Source organism: Escherichia sp. MOD1-EC5950 (genome assembly GCF_002965345.1).
Taxonomy (GTDB): Bacteria; Pseudomonadota; Gammaproteobacteria; order Enterobacterales; family Enterobacteriaceae; genus Escherichia; species Escherichia marmotae.
This window is the reverse complement of the sequence record NZ_PTSR01000031.1, coordinates 1-15,392: the sequence shown is the minus strand read 5'-3', so window position 1 is coordinate 15,392 and position 15,392 is coordinate 1. Positions and strand designations below refer to the sequence as shown.

The window sequence follows — 15,392 nt, the reverse complement described above, 5'->3', positions numbered from 1 at the left end:
ATGGCTATGGAAACGCAGGACATTATCAAAAGGTCCGCAACTAACTCCATCACGCCGCCTTCGCAGGTGCGTGATTACAAAGCAGAAGTCGCGAAACTTATCGACGTTTCCACCTGTATCGGCTGTAAAGCCTGCCAGGTGGCATGTTCGGAGTGGAACGACATCCGTGATGAAGTGGGGCACTGCGTCGGGGTCTACGATAACCCCGCCGATCTGAGCGCCAAATCCTGGACGGTGATGCGCTTTAGCGAAACCGAACAGAACGGTAAGCTGGAGTGGCTGATCCGTAAAGACGGCTGTATGCACTGTGAAGATCCGGGCTGCCTGAAGGCGTGTCCGTCTGCCGGTGCAATTATTCAGTACGCTAACGGCATTGTCGATTTTCAGTCGGAAAACTGCATCGGCTGTGGTTACTGCATTGCCGGGTGTCCGTTTAATATTCCGCGCCTCAACAAAGAGGATAACCGGGTATATAAATGCACCCTCTGCGTCGATCGCGTCAGCGTCGGCCAGGAACCGGCTTGTGTGAAAACCTGTCCGACCGGGGCGATCCACTTCGGCACCAAGAAGGAGATGCTGGAGCTGGCGGAACAGCGGGTGGCGAAACTGAAAGCGCGTGGCTACGAACATGCTGGCGTCTACAACCCGGAAGGGGTTGGTGGCACGCACGTTATGTATGTGTTGCATCACGCCGATCAGCCGGAGCTGTATCACGGTCTACCGAAGGAGCCGAAGATTGATACTTCGGTGAACTTGTGGAAAGGCGCGTTGAAACCGCTGGCAGCGGCTGGCTTTATCGCCACCTTTGCCGGGTTGATTTTCCACTACATCGGTATTGGCCCGAATAAGGAAGTGGACGATGACGAGGAGGGAAATCATGAGTAAGTCGAAAATGATTGTGCGCACCAAGTTTATTGATCGCGCCTGTCACTGGACCGTGGTGATTTGCTTCTTCCTGGTGGCACTTTCCGGGATTTCGTTCTTCTTCCCGACGCTGCAATGGCTGACGCAAACCTTCGGTACGCCGCAGATGGGACGCATTTTGCACCCATTCTTCGGCATTGCGATTTTTGTCGCGCTGATGTTTATGTTCTTCCGCTTTGTGCATCACAACATCCCGGATAAGAAAGATATTCCGTGGCTGTTGAACATTGTCGAAGTATTGAAAGGCAATGAGCACAAAGTGGCGGATGTCGGTAAGTACAACGCCGGGCAGAAGATGATGTTCTGGTCGATCATGAGCATGATTTTCGTGCTGCTGGTGACCGGGGTGATTATCTGGCGTCCGTACTTTGCGCAGTACTTCCCGATTCAGGTTGTCCGCTACAGTCTGCTGATCCACGCAGCCGCGGGTATCATCCTGATCCACGCCATCCTGATCCATATGTATATGGCATTCTGGGTGAAAGGGTCGATTAAAGGGATGGTCGAAGGAAAGGTGAGCCGTCGTTGGGCGAAGAAACACCATCCGCGCTGGTATCGTGAAATCGAGAAGGCCGAAGCGAAAAAAGAGAGTGAAGAAGGGATATAATCTCTTTTGAGCTTTAAGCTGAAAATGGCGCTGTAAAAGGCGCCATTTTTTATTGTAGATACGTGCACTTTGTTCATGCCGGATGCGGCGTGAACGCCTTATCCGGCCTACAAACCGTTCAAATCCAATAGATTGCAGTGAACGTGTAGGCCTGATAAGCGTAGCGCATCGGGCAATGTTGCGTTTGTCATCAGTTTCAAATGGCGCTTTATAAGGTGCCATTTTTTTATTGCGTAACCAGACGGCGCAGTCGCGACACATCCACCGTTTTTTCAGCCTCTGCCAGGCTCCAGGCGTTTTGCAGATTCAGCCACATTTGCGGCGAACTGCCGATCACCACGGAAAGTTTAATCGCCATTTCTGGTGTCAAAGCTGCTTTTCCGGTCAGCAATCGGCTTGCCGTTGAGGGCGCAATTTCCATTGCTCTGGCAAACTCGCGCAGGCTGACATTAAGTTCGTCCAGTGATTCCTGAATAATGTCCCCCGGGCGGGGATGATTGGCCATTTTCATCAGTGATAGTCCTCGTAATCCAGTATGTATGCATCGCCATTGACGAATTCAAATGTGATTCGCCAGTTGTCTGAGACAGATATCGCCCAAATTTCATCGCAATCGCCGCTTAACGGGTGTAGTCGGTAACCGGGCATATCGATATCAGCAAGACAGCTTGCTGCATCAATCACAGCGAGTCGGTGGCGTAATCGTTTGACTTGCGTCGGCATAACGCCGGAGGTTTTGCCGAGAAGAAACAAGTCACGCAATCCCTTGTGTCTGAAATTCATTATCATCTCTTCATCCTTGTTCCTTCGAAAGGAACACTATCACTATTGTTCCGTGCAGCGCAACAAATTTCGCTACGTTTTCGCGAATTGTGAGGGGAAAGATCGGGGAGGAAAAGAAGAAGAGTGAAATTGCGGAAAGCGTCTCGCAAAACAGGCTGCGACCCGAACATGGCAGTCGCAGCAAAGGACTCTTAGCGACGGAAATCAATCACCATACGGCCACGGATTTTACCTTCTTCCATCTCGGTAAAGATGGTGTTGATGTCCGCTAACGGACGCAGGGCGACTTTTGGCACCACTTTACCTTCGGCGGCAAACTGGAAGGCTTCGGTTAAATCCTGGCGCGTGCCGACCAGCGAACCTACGACTTCAATGCCATCCAGCACCAGCCGTGGAATATCAAGACTCATAGATTCCGGCGGTAGACCTACAGCCACGACACGCCCACCTGCGCGAACGGCGTCGACCGCCGAGTTAAATGCGGCTTTTGCTACCGCCGTCACCACCGCGGCATGAGCGCCACCGGTTTTCTCTTGCACAATTTTGGCAGCATCTTCAGAGCGTGAGTTAATTGCTAAATCAGCGCCCATCTCGGTCGCCAGTTTCAGTTGCTCATCATTGACATCAATGGCGATCACTTTGGCGTTAAAGACATTCTTCGCATATTGCAGGGCGAGGTTGCCCAGACCGCCAAGACCGTAGATAGCAATCCACTGCCCGGGGCGAATTTTTGACAGTTTCACCGCTTTATAGGTGGTGACGCCCGCGCAGGTAATGCTGCTGGCGGCAGCCGAGTCCAGGCCATCCGGCACTTTGACCGCGTAATCAGCGACCACGATGCACTCTTCAGCCATCCCGCCATCAACGCTGTATCCGGCATTTTTAACTGAACGGCAGAGGGTTTCGTTGCCGCTGTTACAGTATTCGCAATGACCGCATCCTTCAAAGAACCATGCTACGCTTGCACGATCGCCTGGTTTCAATGAAGTTACTCCAGGGCCAACTTCCGCCACCACACCAATGCCTTCGTGCCCCAGAATTACGCCGGTCTTATCACCAAAATCGCCATTCTTAACATGAAGATCGGTATGACATACACCACAACACTCCATTTTTAACAGAGCTTCACCGTGTTTCAGTGAGCGCAGCGTTTTATCCGTAACGTCAACATGATGATCCTTCGTAACAACCGCAGCCTTCATAGTTCCTCCTTTTCGGATGATGTTCTGCATAGCAGGTGAGGCAAATGAGATTTATTCGCCACTACCCAGTATGGATGAGATCTGAAAAAGGGAGAGAAAAATTGCCCGGCAGTGTTCACTACCGGGCAGAGACTTAGATGGAAGTACGACGGTAGTCGCGGTATTCGGCTTGCCAGAAATTATCGTCAATGGCTTGTTGTAAAGCTTCGGCGGAGGTTTTCACCGCCACGCCTTGTTGCTGAGCCATTTTGCCGACCGCAAAAGCTATAGCCCGGGAGACTTTCTGAATATCTTTTAGTTCCGGCAATACCAGACCTTCGCCGTTCAGCACCAGAGGAGAATACTGCGCCAGGGTTTCACTTGCCGACATCAACATCTCATCGGTGATGCGTGACGCGCCGGAAGCAATAACGCCCAGCCCGATCCCCGGGAAGATAAAGGCGTTGTTACACTGGGCGATAGGGTAGATTTTATCTTTCCATACCACGGGATTAAACGGGCTGCCAGTGGCGACCAGCGCATTACCTTCGGTCCAGGCAATAATGTCCTGCGGCGTGGCTTCGACGCGTGATGTCGGGTTAGAGAGAGGCATCACGATTGGGCGTGGGCAATGCTTGTGCATTTCGCGGATGATCTCTTCCGTAAACAGCCCGGCCTGTCCGGAGACGCCAATCAGAATATCCGGTTTGACATTGCGCACCACATCGAGCAGTGACAGCACATCGCTGTCGGTATCCCAGCCGCTGAGATTGTCCCGCTTCTGCACCAGTTTGGTCTGGAAAGGCAGCAGATTTGGCATCTTGTCGGTCAGCAGGCCAAAGCGATCGACCATAAACACTTTCTGCCGCGCCGCTTCCTCGCTTAATCCTTCGCGCTGGGTCTGGGCGATGATCATCTCCGCAATGCCGCATCCCGCAGAGCCAGCGCCGAGGAAGACGATTTTTTTCTCGCTTAACTGACCACCCGCCGCGCGACTGGCTGCTATCAGCGTTCCGACCGTTACCGCGGCGGTCCCCTGAATGTCATCATTAAAGGAACATATTTCATTGCGATAACGGTTCAGCAGCGGCATCGCGTTTTTCTGTGCGAAATCTTCAAACTGCAGCAACACGTCAGGCCAGCGTTGCTTCACGGCCTGGATAAATTCATCAACAAATTCATAGTATTCGTCGTCGGTGATACGCGGGTTCCGCCAGCCCATATACAGCGGGTCGTTAAGCAGTTGCTGATTGTTGGTGCCAACGTCCAATACTACCGGCAGCGTATACGCCGGGCTGATGCCGCCACAGGCGGTATAGAGCGACAGTTTACCGATTGGAATGCCCATCCCGCCGATACCCTGATCACCCAGGCCCAGGATACGTTCGCCATCCGTCACCACAATCACTTTAATGTTGTGATTCGGCACGTTTTGCAGGATGTCGTCCATATTGTGGCGGTTCTGGTAAGAGATAAACACGCCGCGCGAACGACGGTAGATCTCGGAGAAACGTTCACAGGCCGCGCCGACGGTTGGGGTATAAATGACGGGCATCATCTCATCAAGATGATTGTTCACCAGGCGGTAGAAGAGGGTTTCGTTGGTGTCCTGGATGTTACGCAGGTAGATGTGTTTGTCGATTTCGGTTTTGAATCCCTGATACTGGATCCACGCACGTTCCGCTTGTTCTTCGATGGTTTCGACCACTTCCGGCAGTAACCCCAGCAGGTTGAAGTTACGGCGTTCTTCCATGCTGAAGGCACTGCCTTTATTCAACAACGGAAATTCCAGCAGTACAGGGCCAGCGTAAGGAATATAAAGCGAACGCTGTTTTTTTGTTTTTGGTTCCATGTCACTCACTCTTTTTTGAATATCCATCCCTGGGGCGCTTTTATCGTCTTTGCTTTACCGCCAGGGCGTCGGCCCAAGTATAAAGCAGATAAAAACAAAAACACCATTGCGCTGGCAATGGTGTTTAATCGTCATTGAGGACGGATTGTTAAAACTTACTTTTCAGCGGGGCGTTTTCTGCCTGTTGGGTTATTTACCACGCTGGATTTGTCACCTTCGGTAACTATTTTGCGCTGGTTAGATATTTTATGATCCAGTCCAAGAATATGACGGGCCTGACGGTTCGATTTCATTTTAACTCCTCAATCCTGTTACTAGTTTTAAGGACAATTCGCCAAAGCGAAGAAACGTAACCCCTAAGGTTGCGGATCAAGCATAGCAGCTTAAAGTGTAGGGTGCTGGCCACTGACCACATAATTAATAGTTTGCTGGTAGATATCACTGAGGATGTCGTTATCAGAAGCTTCCAGCCATTTGGTCAGCTCCATGAGAATATCATCTTCAGTGACAACACCGTGCTCTGCCCGAAGGCCTTGCTCAATGGCGTTAACCAGAGCGGGTTCTGCGGTGGAATTTGCTGCCTGATAATAAGTAAACATAGTGATCCTCCTTGTCTGTGTATTTATGGTGTCTGCTACGCCTCGCAGATTTATAAAGCACATTCAGCATGGCAAATATTTATTGTCTCGTTACCAGGAATAATCCTGGTTGGTAATTTTTATATTTTAAATGCATGATGTTATTGGTTTTTATTTGTTGGGGTATCGTTTTAATCCTATATTTCCAGACATCCGGTGCGGTCATTCCATTTAAATGCGCAGGTGATTTTTTTAGCCGGTTTAATTCGGAATATCCTGCTTATCCTCTTGCTGTTTCTCCCGTAGTCTATAATTTCCTTTTTAAGCCCACAGGAGAGCAACAATGACAATCCATAAGAAAGGTCAGGCACACTGGGAAGGCGATATCAAACGCGGGAAGGGAACAGTATCTACCGAGAGCGGTGTGCTGAACCAACAACCGTATGGGTTTAACACGCGTTTTGAAGGCGCAAAAGGAACCAACCCGGAAGAGCTGATTGGTGCAGCACATGCCGCTTGTTTCTCGATGGCGCTTTCATTAATGCTGGGGGAAGCGGGATTCACACCAACATCGATTGATACCACTGCCGATGTATCACTGGATAAAGTGGATGCCGGTTTTGCGATTACTAAAATTGCACTGAAAAGCGAAGTCGCCGTTCCGGGCATTGATGCTTCCACCTTTGACGGTATTATCCAGAAAGCAAAAGCAGGATGTCCGGTTTCTCAGGTACTGAAAGCGGAAATTACGCTGGATTACCAGTTGAAAGCATAAATTCTCGCCGGATGATGCGTCATCCGGCAAGTTATCTACACAGATACTTTGTCCTTATCCCAATGAGATCTCGTATTTAAACCGCATCTTTATTCTGCTCATTATCCCCTCTGCGCATAAAAAATCATTATTGCATCAGGTTGTGAATTTATACTTCGTTCAGAATATCAGTAAATATTGGGTTATTTATGTTTTCTGTTTGATGGTGCGAATCATATGTGCCATTGTAAGACTTAGTTAATTTTAACCAATTCAAATCTATTTAAATTAATTCATTTCAATTAATTTGCTAATTGATATTGTTCAATAAGGATGAAGCCATGTCGGTGAAAAAGGTCTCTTTTTTTATTGTGTTAATTTATCTAAGCCAGTATGCAAGTGCATCTTCAGAATTTAATTTCCCACCTGACAGTGTTTTTGTTGATGCTTCTCTTTCATTTCTGAATGGTGAGTCAGGTGAGTTTGTCTATAGTAATGGTGGCACACTTAGCCAACTGGACTGGAAAATTCAAAATACGCCCATTGTTAAAATGGGCGTAACCTGGGATGCAGTCTCATGGCTGACTCTTAATGCCAACGGCTGGACGACGCTTGCCTCTGCCGGTGCGCTAATGGATGATTATGACTGGCTGGAGCCGGGGCAACAACACTGGAGCGATTGGTCACATCATCCTGCAACACGGTTAAATTTTGCAAATCAGTTTGATCTCAATATGACAGGTTGGTTTTTAAAGGAACAAAACTACCAATTAGGCGCTGTGTTAGGCTATCAGGAGACGCGTTTCAGTTGGTTGGCGAAAGGCGGTTACTATAGTTATGACAACGGTGCCGACATTGGTGATATTCCTCATGGCCAAAAAGTTATTGGTTACCAACAAAAATTCAGCGCTCCCTATTTAGGTCTTTCTGGTAAATATATCTACCATGATTTTGATATTATAACGCAATTTAAATATAGCGCCTGGGGAGAAGGGAAAGGCACAGATCAGCATTACTTGAGCAACATTACATTTAAAGATAAAGTATCTAACCAAAAATATTACTCAGGTCTTATTAATGTGGGGTATAACATTAATCCACAGGCGCGTATTTTTACAGAAATATCATGGAGTAGATTCTCTAATGATGTTGGTAACACAACAATTTATCATAAAGAAAATGGTGAACGTGTAAAAGATAAAGATTCACCTGGGATGCAGAATTATAATTACATTATTGGTGCGGGTATTATGTACAGATTTTAATATAGCGGCGCGCAAATAGCTTAATACGAATACATGAAATCTTGCCCGCCAGTGCGGGCAAGATTTACTAAACGTCGATTTGAAGCGGTAGCGCAGTAGACATCCAGACAGAGATCTCTTCGGCGGGTAAAGGGCGTGAGAAGAAATAGCCCTGAATAACGGGGCAGTGGATCTTGCGTAACATCTCAAACTGTTCTTTTGTTTCTACACCTTCAGCCACTACGGTTAAGTTCAGGCTTTGTCCAATGCCGGTAATGGCTTCTAACAAGGCGCGAATGCGTTTTTCAGTCAGACAACGATCGACAAAACTTTTATCAATTTTGATTTCTGTTACCGGCAGGCTGACTAAGCGTGATAAACCAGAAAAGCCGGTGCCGAAATCATCGACGGATAAACCTACACCCATATCCCGCAGGATCTGGATGCGTTTAAAGATCTCCGTATCGTGTTCCATCATCATGCTTTCGGTGATTTCCACTGTTAGCTGGTGGCCGTCAATCGCCCAGGCTTCCATCGCGTCGGAAACCTGATTGGGTAGTTGATTACTGCGAAAATGCAGCGCAGACAAGTTAACGGATAACGCCGGGATGTGAATATTCTGGCTATGCCATTCTGCTAACTGGCGACAGGCTTCAGCGATGACCCAGCGACCAATGTTTTCAATTTCACCAATCTCTTCCGCGAGGGGAATAAACCGGGAAGGGGGAACATGACCATGCTGCGGATCGTACCAGCGAGCAAGAGCTTCAAGACCATACAGTTCACCCGTTTCCGCGAAGATCTGCGGCTGGTAAACCAGTTTCAACTGGTTGTTGCTGATCGCTTCTTTCAGCGCCGCACCTAATACCAGCCGCTCTTTAACCATTTCGTTCATTGTCGGACTAAAGAACTGCCAGCCGTTACCGCCATTTTTGCGAATGAAATCCATCGCATTGTGGGCGGTAGAAAGCAGGTAGTCACGGTTTTTGCCAACGTCGTAACTGATACCAATGCTTAAGGTTAAAGGAAAAGGTTGATCGTCAATGATGACCGGCTTTCTAATGATGTTGCGTAGCTCATCAGCGATTTGGGTAATGTTGCTTACTTCATCCTCCTGGCTAATGAGGACAAACTGTGCACCTTCAACGCGGCAGAGATACTGATCGGGTTTGAGTTTTTCGCGAAAACGATTAACGACCTCTAACAATGCCTGATCGGCCCACGCGTAGCCGAGGCTGTCGATCACATCCTGAATATGGTCGACGCCAATAAGATACACCACCGGAGAGACGGCTCTATCGACCAGGTCATCAAGGTAATTGTGCAGATTATTGCGATTTGGCAGACCGGTCATCGGATCAAACTGAATTAGCTGTTCGATGTGCTGGCGGCTTTTCTCCTGTTCCAGCGCCAGTGCGGCCATATGCTGGCTGATATCTGCCACACGTTCGACAAATGCACTGGTTTCTGTTCCTGCCGCGGTCTTGATTTGCAGTATCCCCGCAGGCGCACCATCACGCTGGCGAATGGTGACAGCCCAGCTTTGTGCATTCTTTACATCTACCTCATGAGAGGACGATGCCCAATGCACTGGCATCCCATTACGCAATGCATACAACGATACGTGTGATTCATGAAGAATGGATTCAATATTACGGCAAATGATTTCACCCATTTCATGAAACGGTGGGCTACTGCACATGGCAGCGAGGATGTTGCCTTCCAGTTGGCGGATTTGCCGTTCTTCGGTGATATCTGAGAAGGTCATCACCAGGTTTTGTAGATGAGCAAGCACGTCATAGACCGGACTGATAGACGCTTTAATCCAGATATTTTCACCCGTACGCGTCAATAACAGAAATTCATCCTGATCGCGGGAGGTTTTCCACAATAGTTGCTGTAAGCGAATGCGGTTATCTGTCGGGTAATCAGGAATGTTAAGTAGCGTATCGGGTTGCATACCGCTGGCTTCGCTGATGCAGTAGCCAAACATTTCGGTAAATGCGCGATTGCACTGCACGATATGACGCTCAGGATCGAGCACAATCACAGGTCGGTCGAGGTGGTCTACGGCAATGAGCAACTGCCGGGTCTGTTCTTTCTGCGCCATTTCAACGCTGGCATCCCGAACCAGCGCCAGATAATAAATTTTCCCTTCGGCAGTCACTTTTGACAGGGCAAATCGTGTCCATATTTTACTGCCGTCTTTTTTCTCCAGTTGCAATTCCCGGCTCATTCCTTCGACACGCGCTTTACCACCTTCACGGTTATGCCGGATATATTCAGGATGTGCAGGGCGCAAATTATGGGGGATGAGCATATCGATGTTATTGCCAATGACCTCTTCGCGCTTATATCCCCAGAGCTTCTCTGCGGCTGGGTTGAAAAACATCACTTCATCATTTTCGTTAATTAACACCGCCCCCATCATATTTTGTTCAAGGGCGGGAAAAAAAATGCCGTCAGCGGCATTTTCTGCATCGGTTAGCTTCATGATTACCTCTGCATCCGGGCGCATTTAAAGACTGGCTTTCCAGAGTTCAACACGGTTTCTACCTCGTCTTTTAGCGATATACAGAGCTTCGTCGGCTATTTGAATTAAACGTTCATAATCAGGATGCCCATTAAACATGGCGGCACCAATGGACAGAGAGAGGACAATATCTTCGCCGTTTGCAGCTTTTAGTTTGGTTTTTTCTACCCGACTGCGTATACGTTCTGCGGTACGTAAAGTGTCAGTTTCTGAGGCTTCAGTCAGTACAATGATAAATTCATCGCCACCGTAGCGGAAAACATAATCACTGCTGCGAACATTGTCGTAAAACGCCTGCGAGACTTTACGTAAGATCTCGTCACCGGTGTTATGTCCCCATGTGTCGTTGATCTCTTTGAATTTATCAACATCGATGATTAGCACAGACAACGGCGTTCCGGTTCTATTGGCATGGGCAATTTCACGTTTGAAGATAGTCGGCAGGAAACGGCGGTTGAGTAGCTTGGTTAACACATCCATTCCCACTTCATGGCGAGAAACTTCTTCAAACAGTTCTCGCAGTAAAGTGATAATTTGCGATACGGTATTTCGTATCTGTAATAAAAATTTCACTCGCAGGCTTTTGTTACTCAGATTTTTGGCATGGAGTATTGTCTGATTGAAAATTCCGTCGAAATCCTGAACCAGGCGGGAGATATGGCCTACTTCAGCAATACCACTAAAATAATGGCGGCCTTTATGGTTAAACCACAGGCCAAAATCAGCCTGGCTTAACGGTAGGCTACTGCCTAAATCAGAATCCAACAGAACTTTATAAATAATATCTATTTCCCATGAAAGTAATGAGGCTATTTGCCGTTCTTTTTCTTCTTCAGCATTTTCCAGTAATGAGAATATACGATAGTTCTCATCTTCTTTAGCTGCGCTACTGTCGCTAAAGGTAAACGCCCTGGTCATAACTTCCATGGCTATATCGATACTGTTAATCGAAAAATGATAAACCTGAAGTTTTTCCGCAGGCGAATAATCAGAGGAAAATATCACTGGATAGAGGATTTTTTTCAGCACGCGAAACCCCATCTCGACAATTTCCACGGGAATGCCAATACGAGCATGGACTTCAGCCACGGTATGTTGGATTTGTATCAGTCTTTCAACATCGTCCGTTTGCGCAGAGAGTACGTTGATAATCCACTTTTCCATAGCACTTTTGAGCTGTCTTTCAACCTGTTCGTTACTCAAAAACTCTTCGGCGTGCGGGTCAGTGCGTACAATACGATAAAACTCATTGCTCAGGTAATGGGCATGGGTAACGGCAATTTCTGCGGCTTTTGTGCGAATGATGGGAGCGGCCTGGGCAACTAATCCGGTCCACTCATCTTTCATTCTTTTAAAGTACATCTCCATAATTCAGCCCCTTATACGACTGGAAAGGCAAATGAGATCGAAAAAACGAAACGCAACACACTGGACAGGCTTATTGCACCATATTCTCCTGAAATATGAAGATGTAATGAAGAGAAATAAACGAGTTAGACAGTTTTAATCTACGCTACTGTTCTTCTGAAGAGTATAGCCCATCGTGATTATTTTTCGGTGGCGACGAACATCACTTTGTTTTTCATATTAATACTAATTAATCAGGAGATTATGGCCATTTGCTTATACGCAAATAATTTAACATTAAGAGAATGTGACTTTTTTGAAAGGTAACAGGCCGGTGCTTTAATCACCGGCGATGGCACAGTAAAAAAGGGGATTAGCTTCCCCAGCGACTTTGCAGATAACTAACGGCTTGCTGGGTCTGTGGTTTATTCAGGTAATCTTCGCGGAACAAAATAGTACCGCTAATTTCTGGAACAGCGTCGTTAAGATCGAGCTGCTTTTTCAGTTCTGGCACGCCGCCGTTAACTGTCCAGTCAGGTTCTATCTTCGAGGGTTCTCCAACTTTATAGAAGGCGACACCGATATAGAGACGGGTTTTGGTCGGTTTGACGACATCTGCCCACCATTTAGCCAATACGTCATAGCGTGCGGCGCTACGAGAGAAAGGCCAGTAAATTTGTGGGGCAATATAATCCAGTAAACCTTGTTCGACCCAACGGCGGGTATCCGCATAGGATTCATCATAGGCAGCAGCTCCACGGGTATCTGAACCGAGTGGATCATGTGAGCGATTACGCCAGACGCCTGCCGGGCTAACACCAAATTCGACCTCAGGCTTCAGGCTTTTTATGGTATGCGATACTTTCGCGATTAACTGCTGGGTATTGTTGCGTCGCCAGTCTGCCTTCGAGGCAAAAGCGCCCCCATATTTGCGGTACGTCTCGTTATCGTTAAGCAGTGAACCTGGTGATTCGGTGTAGAAATAGTCGTCGAACTGCACACCATCAACCGGATAACGGGAAACGACTTCTGCAACTATCGATGTGATCCAGTCCTGAACTTCAGGGATGCCCGGGTCGAGAACAAAACGGTCGCCCGATGTCCTGATCCAGTCGCGATGCTGCACATAGACGCTGGCAGGTTGCTGCGACAGGGTGTTATTCAATTCCCTGATTGTTCCGGGTTTAGTATTAACCGACACGCGATAGGGGTTAAACCAGGCGTGTACTTTCATCCCACGCTTGTGGGCTTCATCGAGTATAAATTGCAGCGGATCGTAACCGGGGTCTTCACCCATCTTGCCGGTCATAAGATCTGACCACGGCAAAATTTTTGATGGCCAAAGGGCAGTGCCATCGGGCTTTACCTGGAAAAAGACCGTATTTATGCCGAGACGTTGCAGATGATCCAGCTTGTCGATCATCGCCTGTTGTTGCACGCTGGCTCGGGTGGTGGGGTTACTAATGTTAACCGAGGAAACCGGGGGCCAGTCGAGGCGAGACACAGTGGCCAGCCAGATACCACGCATGGGTTGCGACGATTGTTGCGCTGTTGCTGGTGGTTTTAAGCCTGCTGGTGGTGTAACTATTGTGGTTGGCGGTGTTGTCTTACAACTACACAGTAAAAGAGCCAGTGCAACGAGCGCCGCTGGTCTTTTGAGCGCGAATTTCACGTTTCGGGAGCAGATATCCATATATGCTGGTTTCCGGTAAACAGATGTGTTGCTCATTCTCGTACTTATCTGGGGCAAGTCAATACGATAACTGGTACGAAAAAGGGAGCGATTAACTATCGCTCCCTTATACTGTCACCCCTCAGATAGGGTTAGTGTTTCTTGTCGTTTATCACAATATAGTGCGGTGAACGTGCACGTGGATGCAGGAAGAAGTGGCCTTTCGGCGCGTTCTGGCTGTTAATTGGCTCCAGTGTTACACCGGTATTTGCTTTGCCTCTACGATCATGGATGGCATAGAGAATAAAGGGCAGGGCGAGTACTACCAGGAAACTCACCACCAGTAATTCAACATACATATCGGTAGAGTCACCCTGGATATTATCCGGCGGCAGGAAGGAGACGATAAACGCCATAATTGAGGTCAGCAGACCGACAATCGCTACCACCAGTTTTACGCCTTTACCGCCAGGGATATTAAATGTGCGTTTTAAATCAGGATGTTTAAGGACTAATACAATGTAGCCAATAAACAGCATGAAATAAGCACACAGATAAATCACCACTGTCAGTGCCAGTGCAATCAGGAAGGACATGTTGTTACCACCACCGGTATTGGTGAGGATAATCAACGCAATTGAAGTGATCACCAATTGGGAAATAACCAGTGTTACCGGCACGCCATTTTTGTTCATTTTGGCGAAGCTGGCGGGCAGCAGGTTTTTCTGTGCAGTGACATACATACCGCGAGAAGGGCCGACAATCCAGGATGCTATTTCTGCCAGTACCCCCAACAGCAGCAGGGCGGAGATCACGCGTACCGTCCACTCAATTTCCGGTGCCACATGGGACATCAGAACGGTAAAGGTTTGCATCACCCCTGCGGAGAGGTTGATTTCATTACCCGGAATGACCATCGCAATGGACAAACCACCAACCGAGCTTAAGCAGATTGCCGCCACCATCAATAGCAGCATGGCTAATGGATAATCGCGCCCTGGGTTACTCATTTCATTGACGTGCGTTGCGGATGCTTCCACCCCCATATAACTCAGGATGAAGGCAACAAACACAACCAGCGTGCCAATTTTTGAGAAATCAGGAAAGAAGGTTTTTGCATCCATTTCGATAGCAACCGGCGCACCGGAGTGCAGGTAAATAGCCGCTAATGCGATCAAAATAAATGCAGGCAGCAGGATCCCGGCGAAGAAGCCGACTTTAGCAATTCGCGCCGTATATTTCGTGCCGCCGAACTGCGTTAATGCCAGTGCCCAAAGAATGATGAGTGCTGCAATGGTTTTCGTTACCGGGTCTTCATTCAGTGCAGGCCATTTAAGGATGTAGGAGAGCGCTCCTAACACGAAATAGAGCATTGGAATAAAGCCGATAGCGATTTGCAGATAGCCAAATGAGATAGCTGCAAATCCCCATTTCAACCCCAGGGTATTCGATACCCAGGCGAAAACACCACCTTCCTCCCAGCCGTCCACGGTAGCCATTTCCGCAGCACAGAGGCCCACGGGAATAAACCATAAAATCCCGCCTAATAGCAGGAAGAAGACTAATGAAAAACCAGATGTTGCGAATGTCGGGTATTCATAAACAGCCATTACCATCGACGCCGTAATGGCGAAGAATCCAAGTAATGTTAGCTGCTTAGCTTTACCTGTCTGTACCGATGTAGCCATATTATCCCCCTAAAACGGTATTCCTGTCGGAACCGCACCTGTCTTGTTCTGAAGCGTGTTCAGAGCAATATTTTCCGTTGCTAATGCCAGTGAACAGACTTTGGAATTTGTCCCGAAACAGGAGCGTTCCGGGACAGCATTACCACTTAAACGTTATCAGGTATGTTTAAAGCTGTTCTGCTGGGCAATACCCTGCAGTTTCGGGTGATCGCTGAGGTATTTCAGGGAG

The 15,392-nt window shown here is 48.0% G+C and carries 15 protein-coding genes; 4 read left to right on the top strand and 11 right to left on the bottom strand.

Annotated features, from left to right (window positions below):
* Both fdnH and fdnI read left to right on the top strand, forming a co-directional pair.
* Positions 1-885, top strand: coding sequence for a formate dehydrogenase N subunit beta (fdnH, locus tag BEA93_RS20745; RefSeq protein ID WP_001240589.1), 885 nt, complete (start codon positions 1-3; stop codon positions 883-885).
* The gene (fdnI, locus tag BEA93_RS20740; protein WP_000045637.1) at positions 878-1,531 is read left to right on the top strand and encodes a formate dehydrogenase-N subunit gamma; all 654 of its coding nucleotides are present in this window, start codon (positions 878-880) and stop codon (positions 1,529-1,531) included. Before fdnH ends, fdnI begins: the two co-directional genes overlap by 8 nt.
* Positions 1,532-1,757: 226 nt before the next feature.
* On the opposite strand, the gene BEA93_RS20735 is transcribed toward fdnI, so the two are convergent.
* The 6 genes from BEA93_RS20735 to bdm form a co-directional block, all read right to left on the bottom strand.
* Positions 1,758-2,042 (bottom strand): HigA family addiction module antitoxin, encoded by a 285-nt coding sequence (locus BEA93_RS20735; protein ID WP_000781370.1) that lies wholly within the window; start codon positions 2,040-2,042, stop codon positions 1,758-1,760.
* Complete coding sequence (locus BEA93_RS20730) at positions 2,042-2,320, bottom strand: type II toxin-antitoxin system RelE/ParE family toxin (RefSeq protein WP_105225028.1); 279 nt, start codon at positions 2,318-2,320, stop codon at positions 2,042-2,044. The genes BEA93_RS20735 and BEA93_RS20730 overlap by 1 nt, the downstream gene beginning before the upstream one ends.
* A gap of 185 nt (positions 2,321-2,505) precedes the next feature.
* A complete protein-coding gene (gene adhP / locus BEA93_RS20720; protein WP_000642389.1) occupies positions 2,506-3,516 on the bottom strand; it encodes an alcohol dehydrogenase AdhP in 1,011 nt (336 codons plus the stop codon).
* A 133-nt stretch (positions 3,517-3,649) separates the two neighbouring features.
* Positions 3,650-5,347 carry a malate dehydrogenase gene (gene maeA / locus BEA93_RS20715; protein WP_001516384.1) on the bottom strand — a complete coding sequence of 566 codons (1,698 nt, stop codon included), beginning with the start codon at positions 5,345-5,347 and terminating at the stop codon, positions 3,650-3,652.
* Positions 5,348-5,502: 155 nt separating this feature from the next.
* Complete coding sequence (gene sra, locus BEA93_RS20710; protein WP_000841554.1) at positions 5,503-5,640, bottom strand: stationary-phase-induced ribosome-associated protein; 138 nt, start codon at positions 5,638-5,640, stop codon at positions 5,503-5,505.
* A gap of 90 nt (positions 5,641-5,730) precedes the next feature.
* Positions 5,731-5,946, bottom strand: coding sequence for a biofilm-dependent modulation protein (gene bdm / locus BEA93_RS20705; protein WP_000495761.1), 216 nt, complete (start codon positions 5,944-5,946; stop codon positions 5,731-5,733).
* Positions 5,947-6,268: 322 nt separating this feature from the next.
* On the opposite strand from bdm, the gene osmC reads away from it, so the two are divergent.
* Positions 6,269-6,700: a peroxiredoxin OsmC gene (gene osmC, locus BEA93_RS20700; RefSeq protein WP_000152293.1), complete on the top strand. Its 432-nt coding sequence runs from the start codon at positions 6,269-6,271 to the stop codon at positions 6,698-6,700.
* 320 nt (positions 6,701-7,020) lie between these two features.
* Positions 7,021-7,944, top strand: coding sequence for an omptin family outer membrane protease (locus tag BEA93_RS20695; protein WP_105225029.1), 924 nt, complete (start codon positions 7,021-7,023; stop codon positions 7,942-7,944).
* A gap of 67 nt (positions 7,945-8,011) precedes the next feature.
* On the opposite strand, the gene dosP is transcribed toward BEA93_RS20695, so the two are convergent.
* The 5 genes from dosP to BEA93_RS26400 form a co-directional block, all read right to left on the bottom strand.
* The gene (gene dosP / locus BEA93_RS20690) at positions 8,012-10,417 is read right to left on the bottom strand and encodes an oxygen-sensing cyclic-di-GMP phosphodiesterase DosP (protein ID WP_123057425.1); all 2,406 of its coding nucleotides are present in this window, start codon (positions 10,415-10,417) and stop codon (positions 8,012-8,014) included.
* A gap of 24 nt (positions 10,418-10,441) precedes the next feature.
* Positions 10,442-11,824, bottom strand: coding sequence for a diguanylate cyclase DosC (gene dosC / locus BEA93_RS20685; RefSeq protein ID WP_000426259.1), 1,383 nt, complete (start codon positions 11,822-11,824; stop codon positions 10,442-10,444).
* A 352-nt stretch (positions 11,825-12,176) separates the two neighbouring features.
* On the bottom strand, positions 12,177-13,496 hold the full coding sequence (locus BEA93_RS20680) for a family 10 glycosylhydrolase (protein WP_016248698.1): 1,320 nt from the start codon (positions 13,494-13,496) through the stop codon (positions 12,177-12,179).
* A 131-nt stretch (positions 13,497-13,627) separates the two neighbouring features.
* A complete protein-coding gene (gadC, locus tag BEA93_RS20675; RefSeq protein ID WP_001516379.1) occupies positions 13,628-15,163 on the bottom strand; it encodes an acid resistance gamma-aminobutyrate antiporter GadC in 1,536 nt (511 codons plus the stop codon).
* 156 nt (positions 15,164-15,319) lie between these two features.
* A partial coding sequence (locus BEA93_RS26400; RefSeq protein ID WP_071790943.1) for a glutamate decarboxylase occupies positions 15,320-15,392 on the bottom strand: 73 nt, incomplete at its 5' end.

Excerpts from the sequence above, each read along its gene's own strand:
- maeA (WP_001516384.1), bottom strand. The coding sequence starts at position 5,347 with ATGGAACCAAAAACAAAAAAACAGCGTTCGCTTTATATTCCTTACGCT.
- BEA93_RS20680 (WP_016248698.1), bottom strand. The coding sequence starts at position 13,496 with ATGGATATCTGCTCCCGAAACGTGAAATTCGCGCTCAAAAGACCAGCG.
- BEA93_RS20695 (WP_105225029.1), top strand. The coding sequence starts at position 7,021 with ATGTCGGTGAAAAAGGTCTCTTTTTTTATTGTGTTAATTTATCTAAGC.
- osmC (WP_000152293.1), top strand. The coding sequence starts at position 6,269 with ATGACAATCCATAAGAAAGGTCAGGCACACTGGGAAGGCGATATCAAA.
- adhP (WP_000642389.1), bottom strand. The coding sequence starts at position 3,516 with ATGAAGGCTGCGGTTGTTACGAAGGATCATCATGTTGACGTTACGGAT.
- sra (WP_000841554.1), bottom strand. The coding sequence starts at position 5,640 with ATGAAATCGAACCGTCAGGCCCGTCATATTCTTGGACTGGATCATAAA.
- dosC (WP_000426259.1), bottom strand. The coding sequence starts at position 11,824 with ATGGAGATGTACTTTAAAAGAATGAAAGATGAGTGGACCGGATTAGTT.
- fdnH (WP_001240589.1), top strand. The coding sequence starts at position 1 with ATGGCTATGGAAACGCAGGACATTATCAAAAGGTCCGCAACTAACTCC.
- bdm (WP_000495761.1), bottom strand. The coding sequence starts at position 5,946 with ATGTTTACTTATTATCAGGCAGCAAATTCCACCGCAGAACCCGCTCTG.
- BEA93_RS20730 (WP_105225028.1), bottom strand. The coding sequence starts at position 2,320 with ATGATAATGAATTTCAGACACAAGGGATTGCGTGACTTGTTTCTTCTC.
- BEA93_RS20735 (WP_000781370.1), bottom strand. The coding sequence starts at position 2,042 with ATGAAAATGGCCAATCATCCCCGCCCGGGGGACATTATTCAGGAATCA.
- gadC (WP_001516379.1), bottom strand. The coding sequence starts at position 15,163 with ATGGCTACATCGGTACAGACAGGTAAAGCTAAGCAGCTAACATTACTT.
- dosP (WP_123057425.1), bottom strand. The coding sequence starts at position 10,417 with ATGAAGCTAACCGATGCAGAAAATGCCGCTGACGGCATTTTTTTTCCC.
- fdnI (WP_000045637.1), top strand. The coding sequence starts at position 878 with ATGAGTAAGTCGAAAATGATTGTGCGCACCAAGTTTATTGATCGCGCC.